The 26,465-nt window shown below is 67.8% G+C and carries 28 protein-coding genes; 19 read left to right on the top strand and 9 right to left on the bottom strand.

What is annotated here, in order from left to right; translation table 11 throughout:
• The first annotated feature begins 32 nt into the window (after nucleotides 1-32).
• Nucleotides 33-1,115: an aldo/keto reductase gene (locus tag ABD115_RS03995; protein WP_343958448.1), complete on the top strand. Its 1,083-nt coding sequence runs from the start codon at nucleotides 33-35 to the stop codon at nucleotides 1,113-1,115.
• A gap of 168 nt (nucleotides 1,116-1,283) precedes the next feature.
• Here ABD115_RS03995 and ABD115_RS04000 read toward each other — a convergent pair whose 3' ends face one another.
• The gene (locus ABD115_RS04000; protein ID WP_343958450.1) at nucleotides 1,284-1,679 is read right to left on the bottom strand and encodes a DUF1844 domain-containing protein; all 396 of its coding nucleotides are present in this window, start codon (nucleotides 1,677-1,679) and stop codon (nucleotides 1,284-1,286) included.
• 247 nt (nucleotides 1,680-1,926) lie between these two features.
• On the opposite strand from ABD115_RS04000, the gene infC reads away from it, so the two are divergent.
• The 4 genes from infC (at nucleotide 1,927) to ABD115_RS04020 (ending at nucleotide 4,160) form a co-directional block, all read left to right on the top strand.
• The gene (infC, locus tag ABD115_RS04005; RefSeq protein ID WP_343959836.1) at nucleotides 1,927-2,529 is read left to right on the top strand and encodes a translation initiation factor IF-3; all 603 of its coding nucleotides are present in this window, start codon (nucleotides 1,927-1,929) and stop codon (nucleotides 2,527-2,529) included.
• Between the two features lie 85 nt (nucleotides 2,530-2,614).
• On the top strand, nucleotides 2,615-2,809 hold the full coding sequence (gene rpmI, locus ABD115_RS04010) for a 50S ribosomal protein L35 (RefSeq protein WP_119284241.1): 195 nt from the start codon (nucleotides 2,615-2,617) through the stop codon (nucleotides 2,807-2,809).
• A gap of 38 nt (nucleotides 2,810-2,847) precedes the next feature.
• Nucleotides 2,848-3,234 carry a 50S ribosomal protein L20 gene (gene rplT, locus ABD115_RS04015; RefSeq protein ID WP_343958452.1) on the top strand — a complete coding sequence of 129 codons (387 nt, stop codon included), beginning with the start codon at nucleotides 2,848-2,850 and terminating at the stop codon, nucleotides 3,232-3,234.
• A gap of 122 nt (nucleotides 3,235-3,356) precedes the next feature.
• Nucleotides 3,357-4,160 carry a TrmH family RNA methyltransferase gene (locus ABD115_RS04020; protein WP_343958454.1) on the top strand — a complete coding sequence of 268 codons (804 nt, stop codon included), beginning with the start codon at nucleotides 3,357-3,359 and terminating at the stop codon, nucleotides 4,158-4,160.
• 8 nt (nucleotides 4,161-4,168) lie between these two features.
• Here ABD115_RS04020 and ABD115_RS04025 read toward each other — a convergent pair whose 3' ends face one another.
• Nucleotides 4,169-4,582, bottom strand: coding sequence for a winged helix-turn-helix transcriptional regulator (locus ABD115_RS04025; RefSeq protein ID WP_343958456.1), 414 nt, complete (start codon nucleotides 4,580-4,582; stop codon nucleotides 4,169-4,171).
• Between the two features lie 96 nt (nucleotides 4,583-4,678).
• On the opposite strand from ABD115_RS04025, the gene ABD115_RS04030 reads away from it, so the two are divergent.
• Nucleotides 4,679-5,833: an LLM class flavin-dependent oxidoreductase gene (locus ABD115_RS04030; RefSeq protein ID WP_343958458.1), complete on the top strand. Its 1,155-nt coding sequence runs from the start codon at nucleotides 4,679-4,681 to the stop codon at nucleotides 5,831-5,833.
• Nucleotides 5,830-6,501, top strand: a complete 672-nt coding sequence (locus tag ABD115_RS04035; RefSeq protein WP_343958460.1) for an NADPH-dependent F420 reductase — start codon at nucleotides 5,830-5,832, stop codon at nucleotides 6,499-6,501. Before ABD115_RS04030 ends, ABD115_RS04035 begins: the two co-directional genes overlap by 4 nt.
• Before the next feature lie 111 nt (nucleotides 6,502-6,612).
• Here ABD115_RS04035 and ABD115_RS04040 read toward each other — a convergent pair whose 3' ends face one another.
• Both ABD115_RS04040 and ABD115_RS04045 read right to left on the bottom strand, forming a co-directional pair.
• The gene (locus ABD115_RS04040) at nucleotides 6,613-8,115 is read right to left on the bottom strand and encodes an MDR family MFS transporter (RefSeq protein ID WP_343958462.1); all 1,503 of its coding nucleotides are present in this window, start codon (nucleotides 8,113-8,115) and stop codon (nucleotides 6,613-6,615) included.
• Entirely contained in the window at nucleotides 8,112-8,474 is a 363-nt protein-coding gene (locus ABD115_RS04045; protein WP_343958464.1) for a DoxX family protein, read from the bottom strand. The genes ABD115_RS04040 and ABD115_RS04045 overlap by 4 nt, the downstream gene beginning before the upstream one ends.
• A gap of 138 nt (nucleotides 8,475-8,612) precedes the next feature.
• Here ABD115_RS04045 and ABD115_RS04050 point away from each other — a divergent pair, with 138 nt between their 5' ends.
• A complete protein-coding gene (locus ABD115_RS04050; RefSeq protein ID WP_343958466.1) occupies nucleotides 8,613-9,134 on the top strand; it encodes a winged helix-turn-helix transcriptional regulator in 522 nt (173 codons plus the stop codon).
• 23 nt (nucleotides 9,135-9,157) lie between these two features.
• Here ABD115_RS04050 and ABD115_RS04055 read toward each other — a convergent pair whose 3' ends face one another.
• The 5 genes from ABD115_RS04055 to ABD115_RS04075 all read right to left on the bottom strand — a co-directional run bounded on the left by ABD115_RS04055 (nucleotide 9,158) and on the right by ABD115_RS04075 (nucleotide 14,055).
• Nucleotides 9,158-10,558, bottom strand: coding sequence for an FAD-dependent oxidoreductase (locus tag ABD115_RS04055; protein WP_343958468.1), 1,401 nt, complete (start codon nucleotides 10,556-10,558; stop codon nucleotides 9,158-9,160).
• Nucleotides 10,559-10,838: 280 nt separating this feature from the next.
• Entirely contained in the window at nucleotides 10,839-12,128 is a 1,290-nt protein-coding gene (locus tag ABD115_RS04060; RefSeq protein ID WP_343958470.1) for a Dyp-type peroxidase, read from the bottom strand.
• Complete coding sequence (locus ABD115_RS04065; protein WP_343958472.1) at nucleotides 12,121-12,741, bottom strand: copper chaperone PCu(A)C; 621 nt, start codon at nucleotides 12,739-12,741, stop codon at nucleotides 12,121-12,123. The genes ABD115_RS04060 and ABD115_RS04065 overlap by 8 nt, the downstream gene beginning before the upstream one ends.
• Nucleotides 12,742-12,744: 3 nt before the next feature.
• Nucleotides 12,745-13,380, bottom strand: a complete 636-nt coding sequence (locus ABD115_RS04070; protein ID WP_343958474.1) for a copper resistance CopC family protein — start codon at nucleotides 13,378-13,380, stop codon at nucleotides 12,745-12,747.
• Between the two features lie 48 nt (nucleotides 13,381-13,428).
• Nucleotides 13,429-14,055 carry a hypothetical protein gene (locus ABD115_RS04075; RefSeq protein ID WP_343958476.1) on the bottom strand — a complete coding sequence of 209 codons (627 nt, stop codon included), beginning with the start codon at nucleotides 14,053-14,055 and terminating at the stop codon, nucleotides 13,429-13,431.
• A gap of 102 nt (nucleotides 14,056-14,157) precedes the next feature.
• Between ABD115_RS04075 and pheS the strand changes: the two genes are divergently transcribed.
• The 11 genes from pheS (at nucleotide 14,158) to ABD115_RS04130 (ending at nucleotide 26,436) form a co-directional block, all read left to right on the top strand.
• Entirely contained in the window at nucleotides 14,158-15,210 is a 1,053-nt protein-coding gene (gene pheS, locus ABD115_RS04080) for a phenylalanine--tRNA ligase subunit alpha (protein ID WP_343958478.1), read from the top strand.
• Nucleotides 15,210-17,783 (top strand): phenylalanine--tRNA ligase subunit beta, encoded by a 2,574-nt coding sequence (pheT, locus tag ABD115_RS04085; protein ID WP_343958480.1) that lies wholly within the window; start codon nucleotides 15,210-15,212, stop codon nucleotides 17,781-17,783. The genes pheS and pheT overlap by 1 nt, the downstream gene beginning before the upstream one ends.
• 218 nt (nucleotides 17,784-18,001) lie before the next feature.
• On the top strand, nucleotides 18,002-18,802 hold the full coding sequence (locus tag ABD115_RS04090) for an SDR family oxidoreductase (RefSeq protein WP_343958482.1): 801 nt from the start codon (nucleotides 18,002-18,004) through the stop codon (nucleotides 18,800-18,802).
• A gap of 3 nt (nucleotides 18,803-18,805) precedes the next feature.
• Nucleotides 18,806-19,780 (top strand): VOC family protein, encoded by a 975-nt coding sequence (locus tag ABD115_RS04095; RefSeq protein WP_343958484.1) that lies wholly within the window; start codon nucleotides 18,806-18,808, stop codon nucleotides 19,778-19,780.
• Nucleotides 19,781-19,832: 52 nt separating this feature from the next.
• Nucleotides 19,833-20,618: an enoyl-CoA hydratase-related protein gene (locus tag ABD115_RS04100; RefSeq protein WP_343958486.1), complete on the top strand. Its 786-nt coding sequence runs from the start codon at nucleotides 19,833-19,835 to the stop codon at nucleotides 20,616-20,618.
• Between the two features lie 84 nt (nucleotides 20,619-20,702).
• Entirely contained in the window at nucleotides 20,703-21,770 is a 1,068-nt protein-coding gene (argC, locus tag ABD115_RS04105) for an N-acetyl-gamma-glutamyl-phosphate reductase (protein ID WP_343958488.1), read from the top strand.
• The gene (argJ, locus tag ABD115_RS04110) at nucleotides 21,767-22,966 is read left to right on the top strand and encodes a bifunctional glutamate N-acetyltransferase/amino-acid acetyltransferase ArgJ (protein ID WP_343958490.1); all 1,200 of its coding nucleotides are present in this window, start codon (nucleotides 21,767-21,769) and stop codon (nucleotides 22,964-22,966) included. The genes argC and argJ overlap by 4 nt, the downstream gene beginning before the upstream one ends.
• A 7-nt stretch (nucleotides 22,967-22,973) precedes the next feature.
• Nucleotides 22,974-23,879: an acetylglutamate kinase gene (argB, locus tag ABD115_RS04115; RefSeq protein WP_343958492.1), complete on the top strand. Its 906-nt coding sequence runs from the start codon at nucleotides 22,974-22,976 to the stop codon at nucleotides 23,877-23,879.
• Entirely contained in the window at nucleotides 23,854-24,525 is a 672-nt protein-coding gene (locus tag ABD115_RS04120; RefSeq protein ID WP_343958494.1) for a hypothetical protein, read from the top strand. The genes argB and ABD115_RS04120 overlap by 26 nt, the downstream gene beginning before the upstream one ends.
• An 84-nt stretch (nucleotides 24,526-24,609) precedes the next feature.
• Nucleotides 24,610-24,930: a ferredoxin gene (gene fdxA / locus ABD115_RS04125; RefSeq protein ID WP_343958496.1), complete on the top strand. Its 321-nt coding sequence runs from the start codon at nucleotides 24,610-24,612 to the stop codon at nucleotides 24,928-24,930.
• A 213-nt stretch (nucleotides 24,931-25,143) separates the two neighbouring features.
• Nucleotides 25,144-26,436 (top strand): citrate synthase, encoded by a 1,293-nt coding sequence (locus ABD115_RS04130; RefSeq protein ID WP_343958498.1) that lies wholly within the window; start codon nucleotides 25,144-25,146, stop codon nucleotides 26,434-26,436.
• Nucleotides 26,437-26,465: the final 29 nt, after the last annotated feature.

The following is a 26,465-nucleotide window of genomic DNA, read 5'->3' on the forward strand; positions in this document are numbered from 1 at the left end:
CCGGTCGCGCCGCGCGCGGCTAGGCTGGGAGCATGAGCTACGCCGCTTCACCAGAACGATACGACCGCACCCCCATTCGCCGCTCCGGTAGGAGCGGGCTGCAACTGCCCGCGCTGTCGCTCGGGCTGTGGCAAAACTTCGGCAACACCCGCGACCCGCTCACGCAGCGCAGCACGGTGCTCGACGCCTTCGACGCCGGCGTGTTCCACTTCGACCTCGCAAACAACTACGGCCCGCTCGGCGGCCAGGCAGAGATCAACTTCGGCCGCATTCTGCGCGAAGACCTCGCGGCCCACCGCGACGAGATCGTGATCTCGACGAAGGCCGGCTGGGCGATGCAGGCCGGCCCGTTTGGCACGGGCGGCAGCCGCAAGTACCTCGTTGAGAGCCTCGACCGCTCGCTGCAGCGCATGGACGTCGACAGGGTCGACGTGTTCTACCACCACCGGCCAGACCCCGAGACGCCGCTCGCAGAGACCGCCGCGGCGCTCGACTTCATCGTGCGCTCGGGGCGCGCGCACTACGTCGGCATCTCGTCGTACGGCGCCGAGGCGAGCAGAGAGATGGCCGCGCTGCTTCGCGGGCTCGGCACCCCGCTCGCCATCCACCAGCCCTCGTACTCGATGATGAATCGGTGGATCGAGGCAGACGGCCTGCTCGACGTCGCCGCCGAGGAGGGCTTTGGGGTGATCGGCTTTAGCCCCCTCGCGCAGGGCATGCTCACAGATAAGTACCTCGCGGGCATTCCCGAGGGGAGCCGCGCGGCGGCCGGCGGCTCGTTCAACTCGCAGGCGCTCACGGGCGAGGTCATCGAGCGGCTGCGTGGGCTCGCCGCCATCGCCGAGGCGCGCGGGCAGTCACTCGCGCAGCTCGCGATCTCGTGGGCGCTGCGCGACGCGCGCGTGACGAGCCTCGTCGCCGGGGCGAGCAGTTCGGCCCAGTTCACCGAGAACCTCGCGGCGCTTGCCCGCACCGATTTCACCGCGGCCGAGGTCGCCGAGATCGACGAGTTCGCGGTCGACGCCGGCATCGATCTGTGGCGGGAGGCGCGGCTCGGCGGGCCGCTGCCAGACATCTCGGCGGTGGATCGGGCGCCGCTCGCGGAGCTACCGTAGCGGTTCGCGGGGTCGCACAGGTCGGCGCGGCGCCCCAGTGCGGCGCCCCTGCGCGGCACCCCAGTGCGGCACTGTGACCGAGGCGTCGCTGACTAGGCGGGATGCGCAAAGGGGCGGATCGGTGAGTGCACACTCACGGATCCGCCCCTTTGCATTCGCCTCGCGGAGTTAGTTCACCGGGCCGGTGTACTTCTCGCCGGGGCCCTTGCCGATCGCATCGGGAATGGGGGAGGCCTCGCGGAAGGCGAGCTGCACCGACCGCAGGCCGTCGCGCAGGCTGCGGGCGTGCATGTCGCTCACCTCGGGGGCGCCCGCGGTGATGAGCCCGGCGAGCGCGTTGATGAGCTTGCGGGCCTCGTCGAGGTCGATCTGGTTGTCGGGGTCGTCGGCGAGGCCGACCTTCACGGCGGCCGCGCTGAGCAGGTGCACTGCCGCGGTGGTGATGACCTCGACCGCGGCGACATCGGCGATGTCGCGCACGGCCTGCGCGGCCTCGTCACCCTCCGGGTAGACCGCGTCGTGATCTGTTGTGTGTGCTGCCGCGTCGGCCTGCTGCTCGCTCATAAAAGCGCCCCTGTCTATTTCTTCGCTCAGTGTGCTAAGCTTCTGAAGGTTATCGGCAATCTTGCCGGTGCTACGGAAGAGGAGATTCTCCCACCCGGAACCTCTACAAGGTTATCGGGTAGTTGGCACTCCGTCGCATTTCATGCGGCAGCTAAAGGGTGTGGGTACGCGTGCGTTCCCGATCTCATTTCCGTGAGCCTCGACACCGTCGAGCAGTGTTAATCACATGAGATCAGAGGAGTAGGCGATCAGCGAGCCCCGTACGAATGACCGAATCCGCGTTTCCGAGGTGCGACTGGTAGGACCCAGTGGCGAGCAGGTCGGAGTCGTGCCGATCGATACTGCCCTGCGCCTTGCAGCAGAGGCGGATCTCGATCTCGTTGAGGTCGCGCCGAATTCTAAGCCTCCCGTTGCCAAGATCATGGACTTTGGCAAGTTCAAGTATGAGGCGGCTCAGAAGGCCAAGGAAGCGCGCCGCAACCAGGCGAACACCGTTCTCAAGGAAGTTCGCTTCCGACTGAAGATCGATAAGCACGATTACGAGACCAAGGTCAAGCGTGCGATCGGCTTCCTCGAGCAGGGCGACAAGGTCAAGGCAATGATCCTTTTCCGCGGCCGCGAGCAGTCGCGCCCGGAGCAGGGTGTGCGCCTCCTGCAGCAGTTCGCCGAGAACATTGCCGAGTACGGCACTGTCGAGTCGAACCCCCGGATTGATGGCCGCAACATGGTGATGGTCATCGCCCCCGTGAAGAACAAGTCCGAGGCGAAGGCGGAGCAGAATGCTCGCCGCGCTGAGGAGAAGGCGAACCGCCGCGCCGCTGAGAAGCCGGCCGCAGACAACGCCGAATAAGACCCGTGGCTGCGCGATAGCCCAGTTCTGTCGCGCGCCCATGACGCAGCCGCTTCGGCGGTGCACCACAACAAGGAGAAAACCGATGCCAAAGCAGAAGACCCACTCGGGGGCCAAGAAGCGCTTCAAGGTAACCGGCTCCGGCAAGCTGATGAAGCAGCAGGCCGGCATGCGCCACAACCTTGAGGTCAAGTCCTCGCGTCGCAAGCGCCGCCTGAACGCAGAGCAGGTGCTGTCGAAGGGTGACGCCAAGCAGGCGATGAAGCTCCTCGGTCACTAAAGCCGGCCCACAACTTATCTCGTTAAGGAAGAACTGAAATGGCAAGAGTTAAACGGGCCGTCAATGCCCACAAGAAGCGTCGCGTAATTCTCGAGCGCGCCGAGGGCTACCGCGGGCAGCGTTCGCGCCTGTACCGCAAGGCAAAAGAGCAGGTCATCCACTCGCTCGAGTACGCCTACAACGACCGTCGCAAGAAGAAGGGCGACTTCCGTCGCCTGTGGATTCAGCGCATCAACGCTGGTGCACGTGCGAACGGCCTCACCTACAACCGCTTCATCCAGGGCCTCGCGCTCGCCGGTGTTGAGGTTGACCGCCGCATGCTCTCGGAGCTCGCGACCAACGAGCCCGCTGCGTTTGCAACGCTCGTCGAGGTTGCAAAGAAGGCTCTGCCCGAGGACACCTCGGCGCCGAAGGCTGCTGCGTAACTAGCGCCCAAGAACCCCGCCCCACGGTTTCGTGGTGGCGGGGTTTTTGCGTTTCTCACGCGGGGCTTTTCGTGCGGGCATTGGGCCAGCGGTGTGAGGCGTGTCGGCGGCGGTAGTCTGGTGTGGTGACTGAACTCATCGAGAACCCCAAGGCCCCGCGCGTGAAACGCGTCGCAGCGCTCGCCCGCAAGAAGGAACGAACCGAGACGGGCCGCTTCTTGGTCGAGGGGCCGCAGGCGGTGCGCGAGCTACTCGCCTACCGCCCCACCCTCGCCGAGGTCGTCTACACGACAATGGGTGACGAGGGCTGGCAGCTGGAGCTCGACCGGCTCGCGTCTGAGGCTGGCGTCGCCGTCGAGCGCGTGACGCAGCAGGTGCTCGCTGCCATGGCAGAGACCGTGCAGCCCCAGGGCATTCTCGCTGTCGCACGTATTCCCGAGGCGCCGCTCGCCGAGGCCCTCGCCGGGGCGAGGCTCGTCGCGGTGCTGCACGAGGTGCGCGACCCCGGCAACGCCGGCACGGTGCTCCGCGCGGCCGACGCGGCCGGAGCAGACGCGGTCGTGTTCGCGGGCGAGTCGATCGACCCGTGGCACCCGAAGGTTGTGCGCTCAACGACGGGCTCCCTGTTCCACCTGCCCGTCGTTACGGCTGGGTCGCTTGACGAGGTCGTTGAGGCCGCCCGCGCGGCCGGCCTCGAAACCATCGCCGCCGACGTGCGCGGTGTTGAGATCACCGACGCGCGCTCGCAGTTGCGGGGCAACGTTGCGTGGGTGTTTGGCAACGAGGCTCGCGGGCTGAGCGAGGCCGAGCGCGAGACAATCGGCCGCTCGATCAAGCTGCCTATCTTCGGCGCCGCGGAGTCGCTCAACCTCGCGACGGCCGCGAGCGTGCTGCTCTACGAGACGGCCTTCGCGCAGCGGGCGTAGCGGGGGAGCTACGCCGACGGGCCCTGCTGGCGCGACTCGCTGCGCTTCGCCCAACGCACGAGTGGCTGCAGAATAGCAATCAGTTCTGCGCCCGAGCCTGTCAGGCCGTAGCGAATTTGCACGGGCGTGCTGGGCACGACGGTGCGGGTGACGAGCCCCTGGCTCTCGAGCTCGCGCAGCCGCGCGGCGAGGAGCCTGTCGGAGATGCCGTCGATGCTCGCGTGGAGCTCGGAGAAGCGCTCGGCGCCGCGGGCAAGGGCGAGCAAGATCGCCGCGGTCCATTTGCGCCCGGCGAGCTCCGCTGCCTCGCGGAACAGGCGGCACTCGGCGTCGTCGATCGCGTGAACCGCGGTGGCGGCACCCGTCGCCGGGGCTGAGGTGCCGGCCGCCGCCGTAGTCTGATGCTCGATCATGGTGCTCATGCTAACCAATAGTAAGTGACTAACCTGAGAGTTGAGCCTGGCCGCCCGCTGCTTCACAGTGAGATGTACACACATCGAATTTGAAGGGGGAGCGGCGTGCAACTCGGCGTCTACAGTTTCGGAAACCAGGCGACAGACCCGGCGACGGGCAAGCTCGTGAGCACCGCGCAGGCGCAGCGCGACTTACTCGAAGCCATCGAACTCGCCGACCAGGTCGGGCTCGAGTTCTTCGGCATCGGCGAGCACCATACAGAAGAGATGCCGGCCTCGGCGGCGTCGGTGATCCTCTCCGCCGCGGCTGCGCGCACGAAACGCATCAGGCTCGGAAGCGCCGTCACGGTGCTGAGCACCGACGACCCCGTGCGCATCTTTCAGCAGTTCGCGACCCTTGACGCGCTGTCGAACGGCCGCGCCGAGATCACCGCTGGCCGCGGCTCATCGGTCGAGTCGTACCCGCTGTTTGGGTATCGGCTCGAAGACTACGACAGGCTCTACAGCGAGAAGCTCGAGCTGCTGCTGCGCGTGAACGAGCAGCCGGTCGTCACGTGGTCTGGCTCCGTGCGCCCGGCGCTCGAGGAGCAGCTCGTCGTGCCGCGGCCCGACCGGGGGTCGCTGCCAATCTGGCTCGGCACGGGCGGCAGCCCGAACTCGACGGTGCGCGCGGGCCAGCTCCAGCTGCCCGTGTCGTACGGCATTCTCGGCGGCGACCCGGCGCGCTTCAAAGCGCTCGCCGAGCTTTATCGCAGGGCCTGGGCCGCTGGCCCCGAGACGACGAGGCAGCCGCTCATCTCTGTCGGCAACCCCGGCTTCATCGGCGAGACCGACCGCGGCGCCCGCGACACGTTCTGGCCGGCCTGGTATCGCAGCATGTCTGACATCGGTAAGCGTCGAGGCTTCGCGCCGCCCGTGCGCGAGCACTACGACATCGAGGCCGAGCGGGGCGCGCTGTTCATCGGCGAACCCGAGCAAATCGCGAACCGCATCGTCCGGCTGCACGGGGCGATGGGCCATGCGCGGCAGTTCTTGCAGATGGACTTCCTCGGCCTGCCGCAGCGCGACCTGCTGCGTTCGATCGAGCTGCTCGGAACAAAGGTGAAGCCGCTCGTCGACGCGGAGCTTGGCGCCGAGCCCGAGGTCGTGCCGAGCCCGCTCGACGCGGTGCTGCCATCGGGGGCGTCGCCCGTGGCTTCGGCCGGTTCGGCAGTCGCGGATCCCGCCACCGGTGCCGGCCGCGCGGGGGCGAGCAAGTGACCCGCGTCGCGGTGCTCGGCGTTGGCAAGGTTGGCACGGCGATCGCGCGTGCCGCGCTCGCGGCCGGGCACGAGGTCACCGTTGCGGGCTCGGGCGACCCCGAGCCCGTGCGCTTCATCACCGAGATCATGGCTCCGGGCGTCGCTGTCGCCGCGGCGCGCGACGCGGTCGTGGGGAGCGATATCGTGGTGCTCTCGATTCCGCTGCCGAAGCTCGCGAGCCTTGACCCCGCAATGCTTACGGGGCGGGTCGTGCTCGACGCGATGAACCACTGGGAGCCGACCGACGGCGCGCTGCCCGCCATCTTCGACGGCCACGAGAGCACGAGCGAGGCTGTTGCCGCGCACCTCGCGGGCGCGCGGCTGGTGAAGGCCCTGAATCACGTCGGGTACCACGAGATGGAGGCAGACGCGCGGCCGGCTGGCGCCCCTGACCGACGGGGCCTCGCGGCGGTGTCTGATGATGCCGCAGCCGCCGAAGCGGCCGCCACGTTCGTCGGAAGCCTCGGCTTCGACGTCGTCGCAGCGACGCCGCTCGCAGCGGGGCGGGCGCTCGAGCCCGGCTCCGAGATCTTCGCCGGGAGCTTCGCTGAGGCCGAGGTCATCGCGAGGCTCGAGGCGGCGGGCGCCGCGGTGCACGCGCCCGAGCGGAGCCAGGCCGCGCGCTAGTCTCGCACGAAAGCGGCAGGGCCCCCGGAGAATCTCTCCGGGGGCCCTGCGTTGTAGTTGCGTGCGCCGCGGCTGAGCTGAAGCGCTCCGATCCCGACCTGAAGCGCTCAACTACGCAGCCGGCGTGCGCCGCACGAACCACGCCCCGACGACGGCGAACAGCGACAGGATCGCCCCGAGGAAGAACGCGAAGGCGATCCCGTCGGCGCTCGCCGTGGCCTCGCTCGCGCCGGCGGCAGCGGAGCTCGCCGAGCGCATCCCGAGCACCGTCACGAACAGCGCCGTGCCGATCGCGCCTGCGACCTGCTGCACCGCGCCGACGGTCGCCGAGCCGTGCGAGTAGAGCTGCGGCTTGAGCGACCCGAGCGCGCTCGTCATGAGCGGCGTCATCATGAAGGCGAGCCCGAGCGACAGCCCAACGTGCGCGAGCGTGACGAGCACCGGCGAGGTGTGCTCGGTGAGCTGCGTGAGCGCCCACAGCACCGCGCTCGCGAGCATCGCGCCGGGAATCACGAGCGGCCGCGGCCCGAAGCGGTCAAACAGGCGGCCGACAAGCGGCGCAATAAGCCCCATGATGAGGCCACCTGGCAGCATCGTGAGCCCCGTGGTCACTGGGTCGAGCCCGAGCACGTTCTGCAGGTAGATCGGCAGCAGAATGAGGGTGCCGAACATGGCCGCCATCATGATGGTAACGAGCGACACCGAGAGCGCGAACGGCCGCGACCGAAACACCCTGAGGTCGAGCAGTGCACCGTCTGCGCGCTGCAGCACGATTTGACGCCACACAAAGAGCACGAGGCCGATAACGCCGGCTGCGAGCACGATGCCGCCCTCGGCGATGCGCCCACCGGAGCCGATCGTCGAGAACCCGTAGACGAGGCCGCCAAAGCCAATGGCCGACAGCGGAATCGAGAGCACATCGAGAGGGGTCTTGCGCGTCTCACCGATGTTCGGCAGGCGAACGAGGCCGATAAGCAGCATGACGATGGCGATCGGCAGCACGAACCAGAACAGCGCGCGCCACGAGAACGTGTTCAAGATCAGGCCAGACACCGTCGGGCCGAGCGCGGGGGCGACAGCCATCACGATGGTGATGCGGCCCATGAAGCGCCCGCGTGAGTCGGCAGGAATGAGCGCCATGATCGTGGTCATGAGCATCGGCATCATCATCGCGGTGCCGCTCGCCTGCACGACGCGGGCGAAGAGCAGCAGTGAGAAGGTCGGGGCGACCGCTCCGAGCAGCGTGCCCACCGTGAACAGCGACATCGCGAGCGTGAAGATCTGCCGCGTGGTGAAACGCTGCAGCAGGTACCCGGTGGTCGGAATCACGACCGCCATCGCCAGCATGAACGCCGTTGTCGTCCACTGCGCCGCGCTCAGCGAAATGCCGAGATCCTCGGTGAGGTGGGGGAGCGCGACGCCCATCACAGTCTCGTTCAAGATCGTGACAAACGCGGCCCCGAGCAGCAGCCAGATCGCCTGCGTGCCGGTCGCGCCGGGCCGCGAGCCGGGCTGTGCGCTGGGCCGTGTGCTGGGCTGTGCACCAGCTCGTGCGCCCGGCGAACTCTGCTCCTGTGGCTGGGCCGGAACCTGCCCGGTCGGCGTGGCTGTCACAGCGCCACGAACCAGAGCACCGCGACGGCGATCGCGAGCAGCATGAGCACGATGTTCATGTGGAAGGGCTCGCCGAGCCTGCGGTGCGCAAAAATCGCGAGGAACTGAATGACTGCGAGGCCGACCGCGGCGAGGGGCCCGAGCACCGGCACGATGCCGATGAGCGGGATCGCGACGATGGCGATCGCCCCGAGCACTTCTGCGGCACCGATGAACTTTACGCGGCCGGGGGTGAGCTCCTGCAGGGTTGCCATTGGCATGTCTGCGTGCGGCTTGGCGAGCTTCATCCCGCCAGCCATGAGAAACATGAGCGCGAGAATGCCCGTGAGCACCCAGGTGATGATTGAAAGAACGAGCACTGCACTAACTCCAAAGGTAACTAAAGGTAACTGAGGTACAGTGAGTAAGTATCGACTACGGGGCCTCGGGCACCGCAACGTGACTGAGTTACCTCGGTGTAACTAGCGCGTGGCGGGGATGCGCGGGAGGGGAGCGGAATGCGCAGTGAAATCGTTGGAACGACGGGGGTCGCCGAAGTGCCCCGCGGGGTGGATCCGGGAGCGCGGCAGGGCCCGACGTTCGCCACGAGCGCACCGGTAGCACTCCCACACTCGGGCGAGAGCGAGCCGAGCATGCAGCACATTTGCGACGTCGACGACCAACAGGCTGAGGTGTTCCGCTCGATCCTCGCCCGCGTCGGCGACAAGTGGAGCATGATGCTCATCGGCATGCTGCAGCGCGGGCCCTATCGCTTCACCGAGCTCAAGCGAATGACCCCTGGCATTTCCGCGCGCATGCTCACGTTCACGCTCAGGCAGCTGGAGCGCGACGGGCTTGTCGAGCGCACCGTCTACGCCGAGATTCCGCCGCGCGTCGAGTACCGGGCGACGAAGCTCGGCAGCACCCTCGTCGGCCCGGTCATGGCGATCGCCGAGTGGGCAGCGACGCACCAGGCCGAGATCGTGGCCTACCGCGATCGCTACGATCTCGAGCAGGGCGAGGCGCGGCCGGTGCGCTAACACCGGTCGCGCCTCGCGAACGGCTACGGCCTGCTGGCGGTTGCCGGCTCGCGGCTTGAGGGGCCGGGGGAGAGGTAGCGCTCGAGTGAGTCGTCGAGCTCCTCAATCCACGGGGTGTGGTGCTTCGTCGCGATCGTGCCGGTCATCACCGACCGGTAGCAGTAGTCGCGGTACCCCATGATGTTGGTCTTCTTATCCATGTACCAGCTGATGAAGATCTCGGTGACCTCGTCGATATCAAACTCGGGGTAGTCGGTCGCGCGAATGAGGTCGCGCACGTAGTCGCCCTGGAAGCGAATCTGGTCGGCCGCTGCTGCTGCGGTGTTGGCGTAGCGGGTCTGCCACTCGGTCATCGACCGCTCGCGCTCCGCCGCCGTCGGCATCGCCGCCGTGCCGAGTATGAGGTCACGCACGTACCACGCCTGCGCGTCGAACATGTTGAACGTGAACCACTGGTCTTGCGCACCCACGTAAAACAGCCCGGGGTTGTCGTGCCACACGACGCCGCGGTACAGCCGCTCTGGGTAGAGCGTGTTCGGCCCCGAGAGCGCGAACTGCTGCGGCAAGAACGGGTACTTGTGCACATACCCGGTGCAGAAGATCAGCGCGTCGACCTCTTTCGTCGTGCCGTCGCCGAAGAACGCCGTGTTGCCCTCGAGTCGCTCGAGGCCCTGGCGCTCCTCGAAGCGCTCCGGCCACTCGTAGCCCATTGGCGCGGTGCGGTAGGCAGCGGTGACCGAGCTCGCACCCATCTTGTAGGCCTGACTGCCGATGTCTTCGGCAGAATAGCTCGACCCGACAACGAGCACGTCCTTGCCCGCGAGCGCCTCGGCGCCGCGAAAGTCGTGCGCGTGGGTCACGAAGCCGGTAAACGATTCGATGCCGTCGACGGTCGGAACGAACGGAAATGAGAAGTGCCCGCTCGCGACGACGACATTGTCGAACTCCTCGGTTGTCGTCTCGCCAGTCGGCAGGTGCTCGCTCGTCACCGTGAACAGCTGCGTTGCCTCGTCAAAGGTGACGAGCCTCACTACCGTGGTGAAACGAACATACTTGCGCACGTCGCTCTGCTCGAGGCGACCCGCGATGTAATCCCAGAGCACCTCGCGTGGCGGGTACGACGAGATGGGGCGACCGAAGTGCTCATCGAACGAGTAGTCGGCGAACTCGAGGCCCTCCTTTGGGCCGTTCGACCACAGGTTTCTGTACATGCTCGAGTGCACGGGCTCCCCGTGCTCGTCGAGGCCGGTGCGCCAGGAATAGTTCCACTGGCCTCCCCAGTCAGCCTGCTTCTCGAAACAGACAAGCTCGGGTATCTCGATGCCCCTTCGCTCGGCCGATTCGAAGGCCCTGAGTTGGGCCATGCCGCTCGGGCCGGCCCCAATAATTGCTACTCGCTTATTCCCATTCACGTTACTACTCATCCTCACTCTCATAGTGCCGTTAGCCGGTCGCGCTGGCGTGGCCGAAACGCGCGAGAATGCGCGCTGCGGCGCCCGCGGGGAAGGCCAGTGCGGTCGGGAGAACAGTGATCTCAACCATCCGTCGGCTAACAACCTTTCTACCATAGCAGGACTGGCTTTGGGGTGTCGTGATCGGCGGCCTCGTGAGGCTCCGCAAGGGGAGGGAGCGGGCACAACGCCGCTGGGCGCTGCGCCGAGGATCCGCCCCGACACAGCGCCCAGCGCGCCGAACCAGCTCGAGCTACGCGAGCAGCGCGGCCCCCAGGGTCTCGCCGCTGCGAAACCCCGGGAGCACCGCGAACACCGCCGACCCGGTGTGCGTCACCCACTCGTTGAGCAGGTCTGCCTCGTCGAGGCGGCGCTGAATGGGCACGAACTGCCGAAGCGGGTCGCGCTGGTAGCAGCCGAAGAGCAGCCCGGCCTCGTGCCCCGTGTCGTAGTTCACCGCCCGGCGCACGATACGCTCGCTCGGGTCTTGCGAGGTAGCCCGGCGAATGTGCGCCGCCGACGAGATAATCGGCAACCCGAGTGCGTTCTTCGCGTCGAAGTCGGCTGGCGCGTTCTCCCCGCCGTGTGGGTTCGACAGCGCGGCGCCGTCTGCCAGTGTGCGCCCGATGGTCTGCTCCCTGCCGGGCCGGTCGACCCTGTCCCAGGTGTCGAGCTCCATGCGAATGCGCCGAAGCACGAACGCCGAGCCGCCGACGAGCCACGGCTGGCCGGCTGCGCTATCGACCCAGACGAGCGAGTCGAAATCGGCATCGTCGGGGGCGGGGTTGACCGTCCCGTCGACCTGGCCCATGAGGTTGCGCATCGTGGCGCCCTTCGCCTCGGCGCCGCGGGCCTGGCGAAAACCCTCTTGCACCCATGCGACCTCGGCGAACCGGTCGAGGTCGCGGTGCAGCATGCGGGCAGCGTGCGCGACCGGCAGCTGGTCGTCGGCCTGCACGATGAGTAGCAGGTCGCCGCCGTCGAAGCCGTTGCCGAGCTGATCGAGCGTAAACGCGGGCAGCGGTGCGAGCCACGCCGGGCGCTTTGCCGGGTCGACGCGATCGACAAGCTCGGCGCCGACGCCCAGCGTCACGGTGAGCCGGGCCGGCCGCTCGGCGAGCTCGGGCTCCGGGTCTGCGAGCGGGGCAACGCCCGCCGTGAGCGCCTCGATGTCGCCGGTGAGTAGCCGCAGCATGCGGGCAATGGCGGCGCGGTCGGTCTCGGGGCGAAGCGTGTAGGCGATGTGCCGCACGTGCGTCGCGGGCACCGTGACGATGCCCGCCTGATGATCGCCGTGGCACGACAGCGCCTCGCCCCCGAACCCCTCCCGGTCGGCTGACGGCGTGAGCGCCGGCTCGGCCTCCGGGTCGAAGCGCGGCTCGTTCGCGCGGTCGCGCTCGGCGAGCGCGTACCCGCCGGCTACGCCCCCGGCGCCGCCGAGCAGCGCGCCGATGCCCGCGCCGACCGCGCCCCCCGTGAGGAGGGCGCGGCGGCTCAGGCGGTGCGCCTCGTTCTCTGATGCTTTGAGGTGCTCCTTAGCCATGGGACATCGCGTCAGCGTCACCCGACATGTCCATGCCCTCAGACATGTCCATGTCGCCGTGATCCATCTCGATATCCTCGTAACTCTCGTTCGCCCCCGAGGTGTCTTTCACGAGCGCCACGATCTCGAGCGTCGACCCGTCGGAGAACGTCAGGGTGATGGTGACGTCATCGCCGGGGGAGAGTGGCTGCTGAATATCCATGAGCATGATGTGGTTCGCGCCGGGCTCGAGCTGCAGCTTGCCCCCGGCTGGCACGGTGACATCGCCCTCGATCTTGCGCATCTTGCCGTCGACGACCTCGTGGAGCTCGGTCACGCCTGCGACGTCGCTCTTCAGCGAGGTGATCACGAGATCTTCGTCGCCGTGGTTCTCGAGTGTGCCAAAAACGCCACTCATCGCCTCGCCGGGCTGCACGTCTGGGGCGGTTGCCTTGACCCACATGTCGCTCGCGGTGACGCCGGTTTCAGCGGCGGGTGCGCTCTGCTCCTGGGCCGAGTTCTCTGGGGCACTCGAAGACGAGCAGCCGGCGAGTACGAGCGCAAACGCTGCAGCGGCGCCGGCAAGGCCGACCGCCGCACGGCGCGAACGCTGGGTGCGGTGTGTGATGAACATGAATTACTCCTCGCTTGCGCGGGGGTCTTGGCCCTCCGCGGATGGTGCGCTCTTGCGCATGCGAATAAACATCGGAATGGCGACGGCCGCGGCGATGAGCACCGCCGCGCCGATCGTTGCTGGGAGTGCGATCCCCGGCCCGTCAGACTCCGCCATGGCCGTCTCGGCGTTCTGGTCGGCGTCTGAGCCCTGCTCCTCGGTGCCCGTGTAGGGGCGAATCTCGCCCGCCGCACCCTCGGTGATGTCGAACGTGAAACCGCCCTCGATCGGGTGCCCGTCGCTCGAGACCACGCGCCAGGCCGACGTGTAGTTGCCGTCGGTGAGCGGGGTCTTGAATGGCTGCGTCACGTCGCGGCCGTTAAACGTCGGCGTGCCGTTTGCGGCGTCGCCTCCGTCGGGCGCGGTCACGTGGATCTCGGTGCCTATCTCGAGCACGTTGTCGCTAAAGGTGAGTCGCAATGCCTGCGCCTCACCCGCGTCGCTCGTCTCGATCGTGACATCGATGAGCTGGTCGTGCGCCTGCGCCGGGGTGCCCGGCGCTACGAACGCGGCGAATACGAGGCCGAGGAGCGCGGCGAACAGTGCCGTGAGAGCCTTCGGCAGCCGCGCTGCATCCTGAATCTGGGTATGCGTGTGCATCGCTGATCCTGTCTAACCCGGAGCCCGGGCGGTTGTTCCTACTGCTTGCTAGTGCTGGGGGATCGCGCAGGCGCGCGGCGGGCCCCGCAGGGAACGCGACGACAGGGTGTAAATCTGATCGCGAAGCAGCGGTGGATCGAGCCGTGCCGGCACCACCACGGGGCCTTCGAAGGCGGCGACGCGCACCGGGCGGGGGAGCGCTCGACGAATGGAACGCCCGAGGGCAAGGGCTGCGCGCTCGCCGCGAGCGATGAGCAGGGTCGAGAACACGGCTGCGACCGCGTGCAGGCCCCACATCAGGGCATCGGCGGAGCCCGCCTCAACCACGCTCGGTACGAAGCGTTCGAGCGACGCGAGGTGAGCCGCGTGCGAGCCCCTCGGAAACTCGGGTGCTGCGCCGAGCGACGTCGACACCCCGATGCCGGCGAAGGCCCAGTGGTAGAGGAACTGGCTTGCGCCGACGGCAATCCCGATGCGCCAGAGAGAGGCAACCCGGCCGGCGAGCGCGACGCAGAACGGCAGGGCAATTGTCGCCGTCACGAACACCGCGAACGCCGACACCTCACCGCCGGCCAGCGAGTGCGATGACGCCGCGAGCACGGCCGAGAGCGCAGCGCCGATTGCGCCGCGAGCGGTGCGTGCCGCGCGGCTCATCGGCTGCGGTCGCCTGGCCATAGGGCTAATCCTAACCTGCGCACCCTGAGCTGCGCCTCGCAGTCGCCCTGCCGTGCCGCGCACCGGGGCGCTGCGCGGTGAAGCACGGTAGGATGAGTGCTCGTGTCAGACAACACCACGAACCCCAACCCGATTTCGCAGGAAGCGGTCGAAGCCGCCGTCGCTGAAGCTCTTGCCGCCTTTAGTGCGGCCGACTCAGTCGCGGCGCTCAAGGCCGCGCGGACCGAGCACGTTGGCGACGACTCAGCCATCGCGACGCTCAACGCGCTCATGCGCGAGGTTCCGAAAGACGAGAAGGCAGCGACTGGCAAGCTCATGGGAGCCGCCAGGGGTCGGCTCGAGGGAGCATTTAAGGGCCGCGAGAGCGAGCTCGCAGCTGCCGAGGCCGAGGCTCGTCTCGTCGCCGAGACCGTCGACGTGACCCAGGCGCCGGTGCGCCGTCGCGCCGGCTCGCGCCACCCGCTTGAGCAGCTCAAGGACGAGGCGAGCGACATCTTTGTCGGCATGGGCTGGGAAGTCGCGGAGGGCCCCGAGATCGAGCACGAGTGGTTCAACTTCGACGCGCTCGGCTTCGACCCCGATCACCCGGCGCGCACACTCATGGACACTTTCTTCGTGGAACCAGCCGACCGCCACCTGCTGCTGCGCACGCACACCTCGCCGGTGCAGGTGCGCTCGCTGCTCGACCGCGAGCTGCCCGTCTACGTCGTTGCCCCCGGTCGCACGTTCCGCACCGACGAGCTCGACGCGACCCATACCCCCGTCTTCAACCAGATCGAGGGCATCGCGATCGACAGGGGGCTGACGATGGCCCACCTGCGAGGCACCCTCGAGCACTTCGCGCGACAGATGTTCGGCGCCGAGGCGAAGATTCGCCTGCGCCCGAACTTCTTCCCGTTCACGGAGCCGTCTGCCGAGATGGATGTCTGGCAGCCGAACGCCAAGGGCGGAGCCCGGTGGGTCGAGTGGGGCGGCTGTGGCATGGTCGACTCGAACGTGCTGCTCGCCGCTGGCATCGACCCCGAGGAGTACCAGGGCTTCGCGTTCGGCATGGGCATCGAGCGCACGCTCCAGTTCCGCAATGACCTCAACGACATGCGCGACATGGTTGAGGGCGATATTCGTTTCAACGCACAGTTCGGAGGCCTCGTCTAATGCGGATCCCACTCAGCTGGCTCGGCGAGTTCGTCTCGCTGCCCGCAGACACCACCCCCGAAGACGTGCACGCGAAGCTCGTGCGCGTCGGCTTTGAAGAGGAGTCGGTGCGCCGCTTCGACATCTCGGGCCCCGTCGTGGTCGGCGAGGTGCTCTCGGCAGAGCCAGAGCCGCAGTCGAACGGCAAGACCATTAACTGGTGCCAGGTGCGCGTCGCGCCCGAGGGGCAGCGTGCCGCCGACGGCGGCGAAGACGTGCGCGGCATCGTCTGCGGTGCCCACAACTTCGGGCCGGGCGACAAGGTCGTTGTGACCCTGCCGGGCGCTGTGCTGCCCGGCGACTTCAAGATCGCCGCGCGCAAGACCTACGGCCACGTCTCCGACGGCATGATCGCCTCGGCGCGCGAGCTCACGCTCGGCGAAGATCACGATGGCATCATCGTGCTCTCGCGCCTCGGCTTCAGCGCCGAGAACGGCACCGACCCCGAGGTCGGCACCGACGCGCTCGAGCTCCTCGGGCTCGCCGACACCGCGGTCGAGATCAACGTCACACCCGACCGCGGCTACGCGTTCTCGGTGCGCGGCGTTGCGCGCGAGTACTCGCACGCTACCGGCGAGGCGTTCACCGACCCGGCGATTCGCGAGCTCGCGCCCGCGAGCGGCTTCTCGGTGACCATTTCCGACGACGCACCGATTCGTGGCCGCGTCGGCGCGACGGGGTTCATCACCCGCGTCGTGCGCGGCATCGACGCGACGAAGCCGACGCCGGCGTGGATGGTGGCGCGGCTGCAGCTCGCCGGCATTCGCGCGCTGTCGCTTCCGGTTGACATCTCGAACTACGTGATGCTCGAGCTCGGCAACCCGCTGCACTCGTACGACCTCGCGAAGCTCAGCGGGGGCATCACCGTGCGCCGCGCGCGTGCGGGTGAGACGCTCGAGACGCTCGACGGCCAGGAACGAAAGCTCGACGTCGAAGATCTGCTCATCACCGACGAGTCCGGCCCCATCGGCCTCGCCGGCGTCATGGGCGGTGAGTCGACGAAGGTCGACGACGACACGACCGACGTGCTCATCGAGGCCGCGACGTTCGACCCGATCTCGATCGCGCGCAGCCAGCGCAGGCACAAACTCTCGAGCGAGGCCTCCAAGCGCTTCGAGCGCGGCGTAGATCCGCTCGTTGCCCAGGCGGCTGCGCAGCGCATGGTCGACCTGCTCGTCGAGCTCGCAGGCGGCACCGCAGACACCTTCGGCAGCGACCTCATCGCCCCGTGGGCGCCAGCCGAGGTGCTGCTGCCCATCGCCCGCGTGAACGGGCTGCTCGGAACCGACTACAGCGACGACGAGGTGCGCGGCGCACTCACCATGATCGGCTGCACGGTTACCGATGCTTCGGCCGCTACACCGACGCTGAGTGTCACAGCACCGAGCTGGCGCTCCGATCTCACCCGCCCGGCCGACCTGGTCGAGGAGGTCGCGCGCATCGTCGGCTACGACCGCATTCCGTCTGAGCTGCCCGTTGCGCCAGCAGGCCGCGGCCTCACCCGCTCGCAGCGGCTGCGCCGCCGTGCCGCGAATGTGATTACCGCGGCTGGCTTCGACGAGGTGCAGAGCTACCCGTTCGTGTCCCGCGCGCAGCTCGACAACTTCGGGTACGGCCCAGAGAGCGCTGCCGCTGGTGGCGCCTCGGGTCAGCCGGTTGACGCGATCCGCCTCGCGAACGCGCTCGACGGCGAGACCCCGTTCATGCGCCGCTCGCTGCTCGCGGGCCTCGTGACCGCCGCGCAGCGCAATGTCTCGCGTGGCATCACCGACCTCGCCCTCGTCGAGTTCGGGCGGGTTTTTGAACCCGTCTCGCCCGCGGGCGAGCTCGGCACCGACACCGTGCCGCCGCTCGCCGAGCGGCCCGCCGAGGCCACGCTCGCGGCGCTGAACGCCTCGATTCCGGTGCAGCCGCACCGCGCCGCCGCGCTGCTGCTCGGTGACGCGATCGAGCAGCAGCCGGGGGAGCCTGGGCGCCAATACGACTGGGCCGACGCGATCGATGCTGCGCGCATCACGGTCGGGGCAGTCTCTGCGGCGCTCACCGTGCGCCAGGGCGCGCACCGGGCGTTCCACCCCGGCCGCACCGCTGAGCTCATCGTTGCCGGCGAGGTCGTCGGCGTCGCAGGCGAGCTCCTGCCCGAGCTGGTCGCCGAGTACCACCTGCCGGGCAGGGTCAGCGCGTTCGAGCTCGACCTCGAGCGCGTCATGGAGCTCGCCCCGCGCGAGCCCGAGACATCGAACCTGTCGGGCTACCCCGCCGCCACGCAAGACCTGACGCTCGTGGTTGCGACCGAGGTGCCTGCGGGCGACGTGCTCGCAGCGGTAGTCTCTGGCGCCGGCGAGCTGCTCGAGCACGCTCACGTTGTCGCAGACTACCGGGGTCAGGGCATTGACGACGGGCAGCGGGCGCTCACGTTCGCGCTGCGCTTCCGTGCGGCCGACCGCACGCTGAAGGCCGAGGAGGCGAGCGCGGCGAAGCTCGCCGGTGTCGCGGCCGCCGAGCGGGCGTTTGGGGCGAAGCTGCGCGACTAGCTGCGTGCCGGCTGCCGCTGGCAGACCGATTGACCGCGACGGGCGGGCCTGGCTGTGTGCCGGGCCCGCCCGCTGTGTGTTGCCGGGGAGCCCGGGAATTGCCGCTGTGCCCCGGGTATCGCTGGCGCTGCGTCGCTCGCGGGCGTAGTCTTAGCCGCACAAAACACTCCGCTGTGCGTCGGCGTGCGCAGCTCATTGACCGGACAAAGGAGGCGCCCATGCGAATCGCAGTCGCAGGTAGCACCGGCACGGTCGGCGCTCACGTGATGCGCGAGGCGCTCCAGGCCGGGCACGATGTGCTGGGTCTCGCGAGGCGCCCCGGCGGCGATGGCCACCCGGGCGGGCTGCGGGAGCCCCTGCCCGACGCCACAACCGGCAGGCTCACTACTCTGCCGGTCGACCTCACGACCGCAGCGGGGCTCGATCTCTCGGGCGTCGACGCAGTCATCGATGTCTCGGCATCGCCGAAGCTCTCTGGCTCGGAGGCGTTCTTCGGGGCAGTCACGGAACACCTATTGCGAGCCGCAGCCGCCGCCGGCGTGCAGCACTACGTCGCTCTGTCGATAGTCGGTGCTGCGCAGCACCCGTATGGCTATTACGCCGGCAAGGCGCTCCAGGAGCGGCTCGTGAGCGAGGGCGAGACCCCGTGGACTGTGCTCCGGGCGACGCAGTTCTTCGAGTTCGCCGACCAGAGCTCGTTCTCGCTCGGCCCGTGGACGGTGATGCCGAAGATGCGTTCGCAACCGGTCGCCGCCAGCTCCGTCGCGCGACGCCTCGTCGAGCTGGCATCCGGGCCGCCGCGGGGCTTCGCAGGGGAGCTCGCTGGCCCCGACGAGCTCTGGATGGCCGACCTCGGCCGCATGGTGCTCGAGACTCACGGGCTCAGCCAGACCGTGATCGAGCTGCCGCTGCCAGGCAAGTTTGGGCGGGCAATTCGTACCGGAGGGTGCCTACCCGGCCCCGGGGCAGAGATCGACAGTGTGAGCTATGAAGACTGGCTCGCGGAGGGAGCGCGGTAACCCATGACGCAGCACGTCATTCCCAACTTTTGGTGCAATCGCACGGCCGAAGAGGCGGGCGAGTTTTACGCCGACGCCTTCGGCTCGGCCGGGTTTGACGCCCGCGCAGCGGTGTCGGCGCGCTACCCGACCGAGGGGCTGCTCGACTTTCAGCGCGATCTCGCGGGCGAGGCGCTCGTCGTCGACGTGGTTATCGAGGGTACGCAGCTCGCCCTGGTGAACGCTGGCCCCGAGTTCTCGCCGAACCCCTCGATCTCGTTCATGGTCAACTTCGACCCGCTGTTCTTCGGTGCTGAAGGCTCAGACGGCGCAGGCCCGGGTACCGTCGGGGCCGACACCCCCGCGGCAGAGGCCCGACGCAGGCTCGACGCGCTCTGGGGCAAGCTCAGCGACGGCGGCTTCGTGATGATGCCCCTCGGGGAGTACCCGTTCGCGGCGCACTACGGCTGGGTGCAAGACCGGTTCGGTGTGAGCTGGCAGCTCATGCTCACGCGGCCCGAAGGAGATCCGCGGCCGCTCATCATCCCAGCACTGATGTTTGACGGCCCGGCGCAAAACCGCGCGGCGGCGGCAGCCGCCCGCTACGTCGAGCTGTTCTCGGGGCTCCCCGGCGGCAGCGCCGTCGGAACGCAGTTTCCCTACGGCGAGCCAGCGGGCGACGCGACCGCGGAGGCGCTCGCCTTCGGCGAGTTTCGAGTGGGGGAGCAGTGGTTCATGGCCTCCGACAACGGCTCTGGCACTGCCCACGGCTTCACGAACGGAGTGTCGCTGCAGGTGAACTGCGAAGACCAAGCGGCGATCGATGCGCTCTGGGCTGGCCTCTCGGCGGTGCCCGAGGCCGAGCAGTGCGGCTGGCTCGTCGACGAGTTCGGCGTGAGCTGGCAAATCGTTCCCGCGAACATGGGCGAGCTCATGGAGCGCGACGGGGCGTACGAGAAGCTGCTCGCCATGAAGAAGATCGTCATCGCCGAATTCTGACGGTTGACCCGATAGCGTGGGGGTACAAGCCACGTACCCAGAGGGAGTCACCATGTCAGAGCAGACGCAGTACACCGCAATCATTACCGAGGTCGAGGGTCGCGTTGCGACGATCACCCTGAACCGCCCCGAGGCGCTCAACGCCCTGAGCAACACGCTCATCGCTGAGCTCGTCGACGCGGCGTCGAAGTTCGATGCCGACCCCAATGTCGGGGCGATCATTATCACGGGCTCCGAGCGCGCCTTCGCTGCGGGCGCCGACATCAAGGGCATGCTCGAGCTCGAGTACTCCGACGTGCTCGCGGGCGGCGCGTTCCCCTCGTGGGGCGGCATCGAGCAAATGCTCACCCCGACGATCGCTGCGGTATCGGGCTTCGCGCTCGGCGGGGGCTGCGAGCTGGCGATGATGTGCGACATCATCATCGCAGCAGACAACGCCAAGTTCGGCCAGCCCGAGATCAACCTCGGCGTGATTCCGGGCTTCGGTGGCACGCAGCGCCTGCCGCGGGCGATCGGCAAGTACAAGGCGGCCGACATGGTGCTGACCGGCCGCATGATGGGTGCGGAGGAGGCCGAGCGCTCGGGCCTCGTCTCGCGCGTTGTGCCGGCGGCCGAGCTCATCGACACGGTCAAGCAGGCCGCAGCGCTCATCGCCTCGAAGCCGCTTCCGGCCCTGTACGCCGCGAAGAACGCGCTGCAGGCCGCCGAGGAGTCGTCGCTGAGCGAGGGTCTGCGCGTCGAGCAGATCGCTTTCCAGGCGCTGTTTGCGACGGAGGATCAGACCGAGGGCATGCGCGCCTTCGCCGAGAAGCGCGAGGCGAACTTCAAGCACCGCTAATCGCCGCTATCCACAGCCGCACGCCGCCCGTTCTTGCGCACCCGCACAAGGTGCCAGAATAGAGGTGCGCGAGAAAGGGTGCAGATGACGTACAGTGTGGCGGTCGCCGGAGCGAGCGGGTATGCGGGGGGCGAGCTGCTCAGGCTGCTCGCTGAGCACCCGGAGTTTGAGATTCGAACGGTCACCGGGCATTCGAACGCCGGCAAACCGCTTATCGCGTCGCAGCCGCACCTGCGCTCGCTCGCGCACCTCACGCTGCGCGAGACGACCCCCGAGGTGCTCGACGGTCACGACGTTGTATTCTTCGCGCTGCCGCACGGGGCGTCGGGTGCGCTCACGGCGCAGCTCACGAACGTGCGCCTCGCGGTAGATTGCGGGGCGGATCATCGCCTGAGCGACCCGGCAGACTGGGCCGCGTTCTACGGCGGCGACTACAACGAGGCGTGGGCGTACGGGGTTCCGGAGCTCATCGTTCAAGGCGCTGCAGAGGGCGCCCAACCGACCCGCCAGCGCGACCACCTCGCGGGCGCTACGCGCATTGCGGCCCCCGGCTGCAACGCGTCGACCGTCGCGCTCTCGCTCGCCCCCGGCATCGCGGCGGGCGTCATCGAGCCGACCGACATCGTCTCGGTGCTCGCCGTCGGCCCCTCGGGCGCAGGCAAGGCCGCCCACACCCACCTGCTCGGTGCCGAGCTCATGGGCACCGCGAACCCCTACGCGGTCGGCGGCACGCACCGGCACATCCCAGAGATTCAGCAGGCTCTGCGCGGCGCAGGCGCGACGAAGAACCCGACGCTGAGCTTCACCCCGGTGCTCGTTCCCATGAGCCGCGGCATCCTCGCGACCTCAACGGCCCGCATCGTGCCCGGCACGAGCGCGGCCGATGTTCGCGCGGCCTGGGAAGCGGCCTACGAAGGCGAGACGTTCGTGCACGTCTTGCCCGAGGGCGTCTTCCCGCGAACCGCTGACACGATCGGCGCAAACACCTGCCTCATGGGCATCGCGATCGACGAGGCCGCGGGCCGCGTCGTCGTCGTCGCCGCAGTAGACAACCTCGCCAAGGGTACGGCAGGCGCCGCTATCCAGTCGGCAAACATCGCCCTTGGCATCCCAGAAGCCACCGGCCTGAGCGTGAATGGAGTCGCCCCGTGACCGTCACTACCCCCGCAGGTTTCCGTTCGGCGGGCATTACCGTCGGTCTGAAGAGCTCTGGCAAGCCCGACCTCGCCCTCGTCGTGAACGACGGCCCGGCCCCGGCAAGCGCAGTCGTGTTCACGTCGAACCGTGCCCAGGCGAACCCGATTCTCTGGAGCCGCAAGGTCGCGCAGAGCGGCCCAGCTCGCGCCGTGATCCTCAACTCGGGCGGCGCAAACTGCTTCACCGGCGACTTTGGCTACGAGACGACCCGTCTCACCGCGGAGGCCGTCGCGCGTGAACTCGCGGTGCAAACCGACGCGAACGCGGCGGTTCCCTCCGAGGTGATCGAGGGCGGCTCCGAGCGCGTGCTCGTGTGCTCCACCGGCCTCATCGGCACCGGCGACCAGACGTTCCGTGACAAGATCGTCGACAACGTGCCTGCGCTCGTGGCCGCGCTCGCCGCAGACGACACCACCGCGCCCGCCGCCATCCTCACCACCGACTCGGTCGAGAAAACCGCGGTGCACGAGGGCGATGGCTGGGCGATTGGTGCGATGGCGAAGGGAGCGGGCATGCTCGCGCCGGGCCTCGCCACAATGCTCGTCGTGATCACGACCGACGCGAAGCTCGACGACGCTGCGCTCGACGCTGCGCTGCGGCGCGCGACCGCGGTGAGCTTTGACCGGCTCGACTCCGACGGCTGCATGTCGACGAACGACCAGGTGACGCTCCTCGCGAGCGGCTCCTCGGGGGTCACCCCCGACGAGAACGAGTTCGCCGCGGCGCTTGCGGGGGTGTGCGACTCGCTCGCCGCCCAGCTGCAGGCAGACGCCGAGGGCGCGAGCCACGACATCGACATCGAGGTGCGCGGCGCGGCGAGCGTTGAAGACGCCCTCGAGGTGGGCCGCTCGGTCGCGCGGAACAACCTGTTCAAGGCAGCGATCTTTGGCAACGACCCGAACTGGGGCCGCGTCCTCGCCGCGATCGGCACCACCGAGGCCGCGTTCGACCCCTACGCGGTCGACGTGAGCTTCAACGGTGTGCGGCTCTGCCACGCCGGTGCCCCAGATCGCCCGGTCGATGAGTGCGACCTCACGCCGCGCAAGACGCACGTCGAGATCGAGCTCTTCGCGGGAGCCTTCGCCGCGACGGTGCGCACGAACGACCTCACGCACGACTACGTGCACGAGAACTCCGCGTACTCGAGCTAGGAAGCCGATGACAAACATTACGCCCCCGCTCGAGCACGGAATCGCCGCCGAGAAAGCCGCGGTGCTCATCGAGTCGCTGCCCTGGCTCAAGAAGTTTCGCGATCGCATCATGGTGATCAAGTTCGGCGGCAACGCGATGATCGACGACGCGCTGATGAAGGCCTTCGCTGAAGATGTCGTGTACCTGCGCCACACCGGTATTCGCCCGGTGATCGTGCACGGCGGCGGCCCGCAGATTAACCGCATGCTCGACCGGCTGGGCATCGAGAGCACCTTCGCGGGGGGCTACCGCGTGACGACGCCCGAGACCATGGATGTTGTGCGCATGGTGCTCACCGGCAAGGTGAACCCCGAACTCGTCGACGAGATCAACGCCCACGGCCCGCTCGCCTCGGGAACGACGGGCGAAGACGCGGGGCTCTTCATCGGCCGCCGCCGCCCGCCCCTCGAGGTCGACGGCGAGCTTATTGACCTGGGGCGCGTCGGCGACATCGTTGGGGTGCGCCCGGAGTCGGTGCTCGCCGCGCTCGACGCGGGGCTCATTCCCGTGGTCTCCTCGATCGCCCCAGACGTCGACCACCCGGGGGAGTCGCTCAACGTGAACGCAGACGCCGCCGCCTCGGCGCTCGCCCAGGCGCTCGGCGCCGAGAAGCTCGTGATTCTCACCGACGTTGCCGGGCTCTACTCGGACTGGCCGAATCGCGATTCGCTTGTCTCATCGATTACCGCGGGCGAGCTTGAAGCGATGCTGCCCACACTCGAGTCAGGCATGATCCCAAAGATGCGCGCCTGCCTCGACGCGGTCGAGGGTGGCGTGCCGAAGGCCGCGATCATCGACGGCCGCGAACCGCACTCTGTGCTGCTCGAGATCTTCACGGAGCAGGGCATTGGCACGGAAGTCACCGCGGGCTAAACCCGGTATCTTCCCTCCGGCGGTCGCGCTTGAGGATCTCATTGCGGGCGGTTTTGGCGCCATCGCAGGTGGCGCCGCCTACGCGGTGCTCCTGCCATTGCCCTCCGGCGACGGCGGGGCGTGGGTGCGCGGCGAGCAGCTGCCCGGCTGGGGCGCCGTGTTCGCATGGGTGCTCGCGCTCGTCGCGTACCTTGGTTTTGGGTTCTTCTCGGCGGTGCTTGCCCGTGTGGATCACCGCACGCACACGCTGCCGAACGGTCTGCTGGTGTGGGCAACGCTCTGGACGCTACCGCTACTCACACTCGCGGGCCAGTTGCGTGGCGACGGGGTTGCTGGCGTCGGTGCGTGGCTAGTCACCGGCGTGATCACGCTGCTGTGCGTGCTGATCTGGTTGCGAGCATCGGGAGCTATCGGCGCCGGCGACGTCAAGCTCATACCGTTGGCAGCATATGCGGCCGCATGGGGGCTTGCTGGGCCCGCGGCAGTGAACGTCTCATTCGTGTTCCTGGGGTTGCTGCTCGCGGGTGTGCTGGTGCTTGGCGTCTCCGCGCTGATTCGCGGTACCGGCGAGGTGGCGGTCGGCCCGATCGTACTCGGGGCCTCGTGGGCGACGTTCATGGTGATGCGCGTCCCAGTGGGCTCTTAGTCGCTCGTGCTCGCGATGCGGGGGAGTGAGCCTCACCGGCGATAGGATAGACATATTCGCAGGTTGATTTGAAAGGCGGGCACTGTGACCTATGTGATTGCGCTTCCGTGTGTGGACCTGAAAGACCGTGCCTGTGTTGACGAGTGTCCCGTCGATTGCATCTACGAGGGCGAGCGGATGCTCTACATCCACCCCGACGAGTGCGTCGACTGCGGCGCGTGTGAGCCGGTGTGCCCGGTCGAGGCGATCTACTACGAAGATGACCTGCCGGGTGAGTGGGCCGAGTACTACAAGGCGAACGTCGAGTTCTTCGATGAGATCGGTTCGCCCGGGGGCGCGGCGAAGGTTGGCGTGTATAACTTTGACCACCCGATCATTGCGGCGCTGCCGCCACAGGAGACCTGAGACTCGCTCATTGGGGGCGTGGGTCGGGGTTGTGACACGCCGAGAGTCGGGCCCCAAAAACCGCGTATTTTGTTTGATGTCGAAGTACTTTCTGTCAGAAAGCGGCATGATTCAGCCATTTGGTTCGTGAACCCCCGTGTTTGCGGGTAAGGTGAAAATGACCGCTGCCCACACCCTAGGGGCGTGCTCGAACGGACCTCACGAGGAGATGACGTGACTGAAACACCTGCGGCTCAGGCCACCGCCAAACTGAGCTTCCCTGGAGGGTCCGCTGAGTTCCCGATCATTGCTTCGGTGGACGGGCCTGATGCGATCGACGTGAGCACGCTCACGAAGCAGAGCGGCTACACCGCGCTCGACTACGGCTTCGTGAACACCGCCTCGACCAAATCCGAGATCACCTACATCGACGGCGAAGCAGGCATTCTGCGCTATCGCGGCTACCCGATCGATGAGCTTGCGCAGGCATCGACATTTCTCGAGGTCGCCTACCTGCTGATCTACGGCGCGCTGCCGAGCGCCGAAGAGCTCACCCGCTTCGATACCGAGATTCGCCATCACACCCTGCTGCACGAAGACATGCGGTACTACTTCGAGGCGGTGCCGCACACCGCGCACCCCATGGCAATGCTTTCCGGCGGCCTGCAGACCATGTCGACCTATTACGAAGACTCGCTCGACACCGCAGTGCCCGAGTTCGTCGAGGTCAACACGATTCGCCTGCTCGCGAAGCTGCCGGTGCTCGCCGCGTACTCGCACAAGAAGTCGATCGGCCAGGCGTTCCTCTACCCCAAGAACGAGCTGAGCTTCGTCGAGAACTTCTTGCGACTCAACTTCGGCAACAAGGCAGAGTCGTACGAGATGAACCCTGTGCTCGTCGATGCCCTCGACAAGCTGCTCATTCTGCACGCCGATCACGAGCAGAACGCCTCGACCTCAACGGTGAGGCTTGTCGGCTCGACCGGGGCGAACATGTTCTCCTCCGTCTCCGCGGGTATCAACGCTCTTTCTGGCCCGCTGCACGGCGGCGCCAACGAGGCCGTGCTCGACATGCTCGCCCAGATTCGCGACTCGGGGCAGAGCGTGAAGACCTTCGTTGAGAAGGTGAAGAACAAGGAAGACGGCGTGAAGCTCATGGGCTTCGGGCACCGCGTCTACAAGAACTACGATCCGCGCGCCCGCATCGTCAAGGATTCGGCCGCGAAGGTGCTCGAAGAGCTGGGCGTGAACGATCCGCTGCTCGCGCTTGCGCAGGAGCTCGAGCAGATCGCGCTCGAGGACGACTACTTCAAGGAGCGCAAGCTCTACCCGAACGTCGACTTCTACACCGGCGTGATCTACAAGGCCATGGGCTTCCCGACTCGCATGTTCACCGTGCTGTTCGCAATTGGGCGCCTCCCCGGCTGGATCGCGCAGTGGCGCGAGGCCCGCCTCGACCCCCAGACGAAGATCGGCCGCCCCCAGCAGCTGTACTTGGGCTCGGGTGAGCGCCACCTCGGGCGCTAATAGCGCATTCTGTGCACCCAATCCGACAT

Source organism: Leucobacter albus (assembly GCF_039528015.1).
Classification (GTDB): Bacteria; Actinomycetota; Actinomycetes; order Actinomycetales; family Microbacteriaceae; genus Leucobacter; species Leucobacter albus.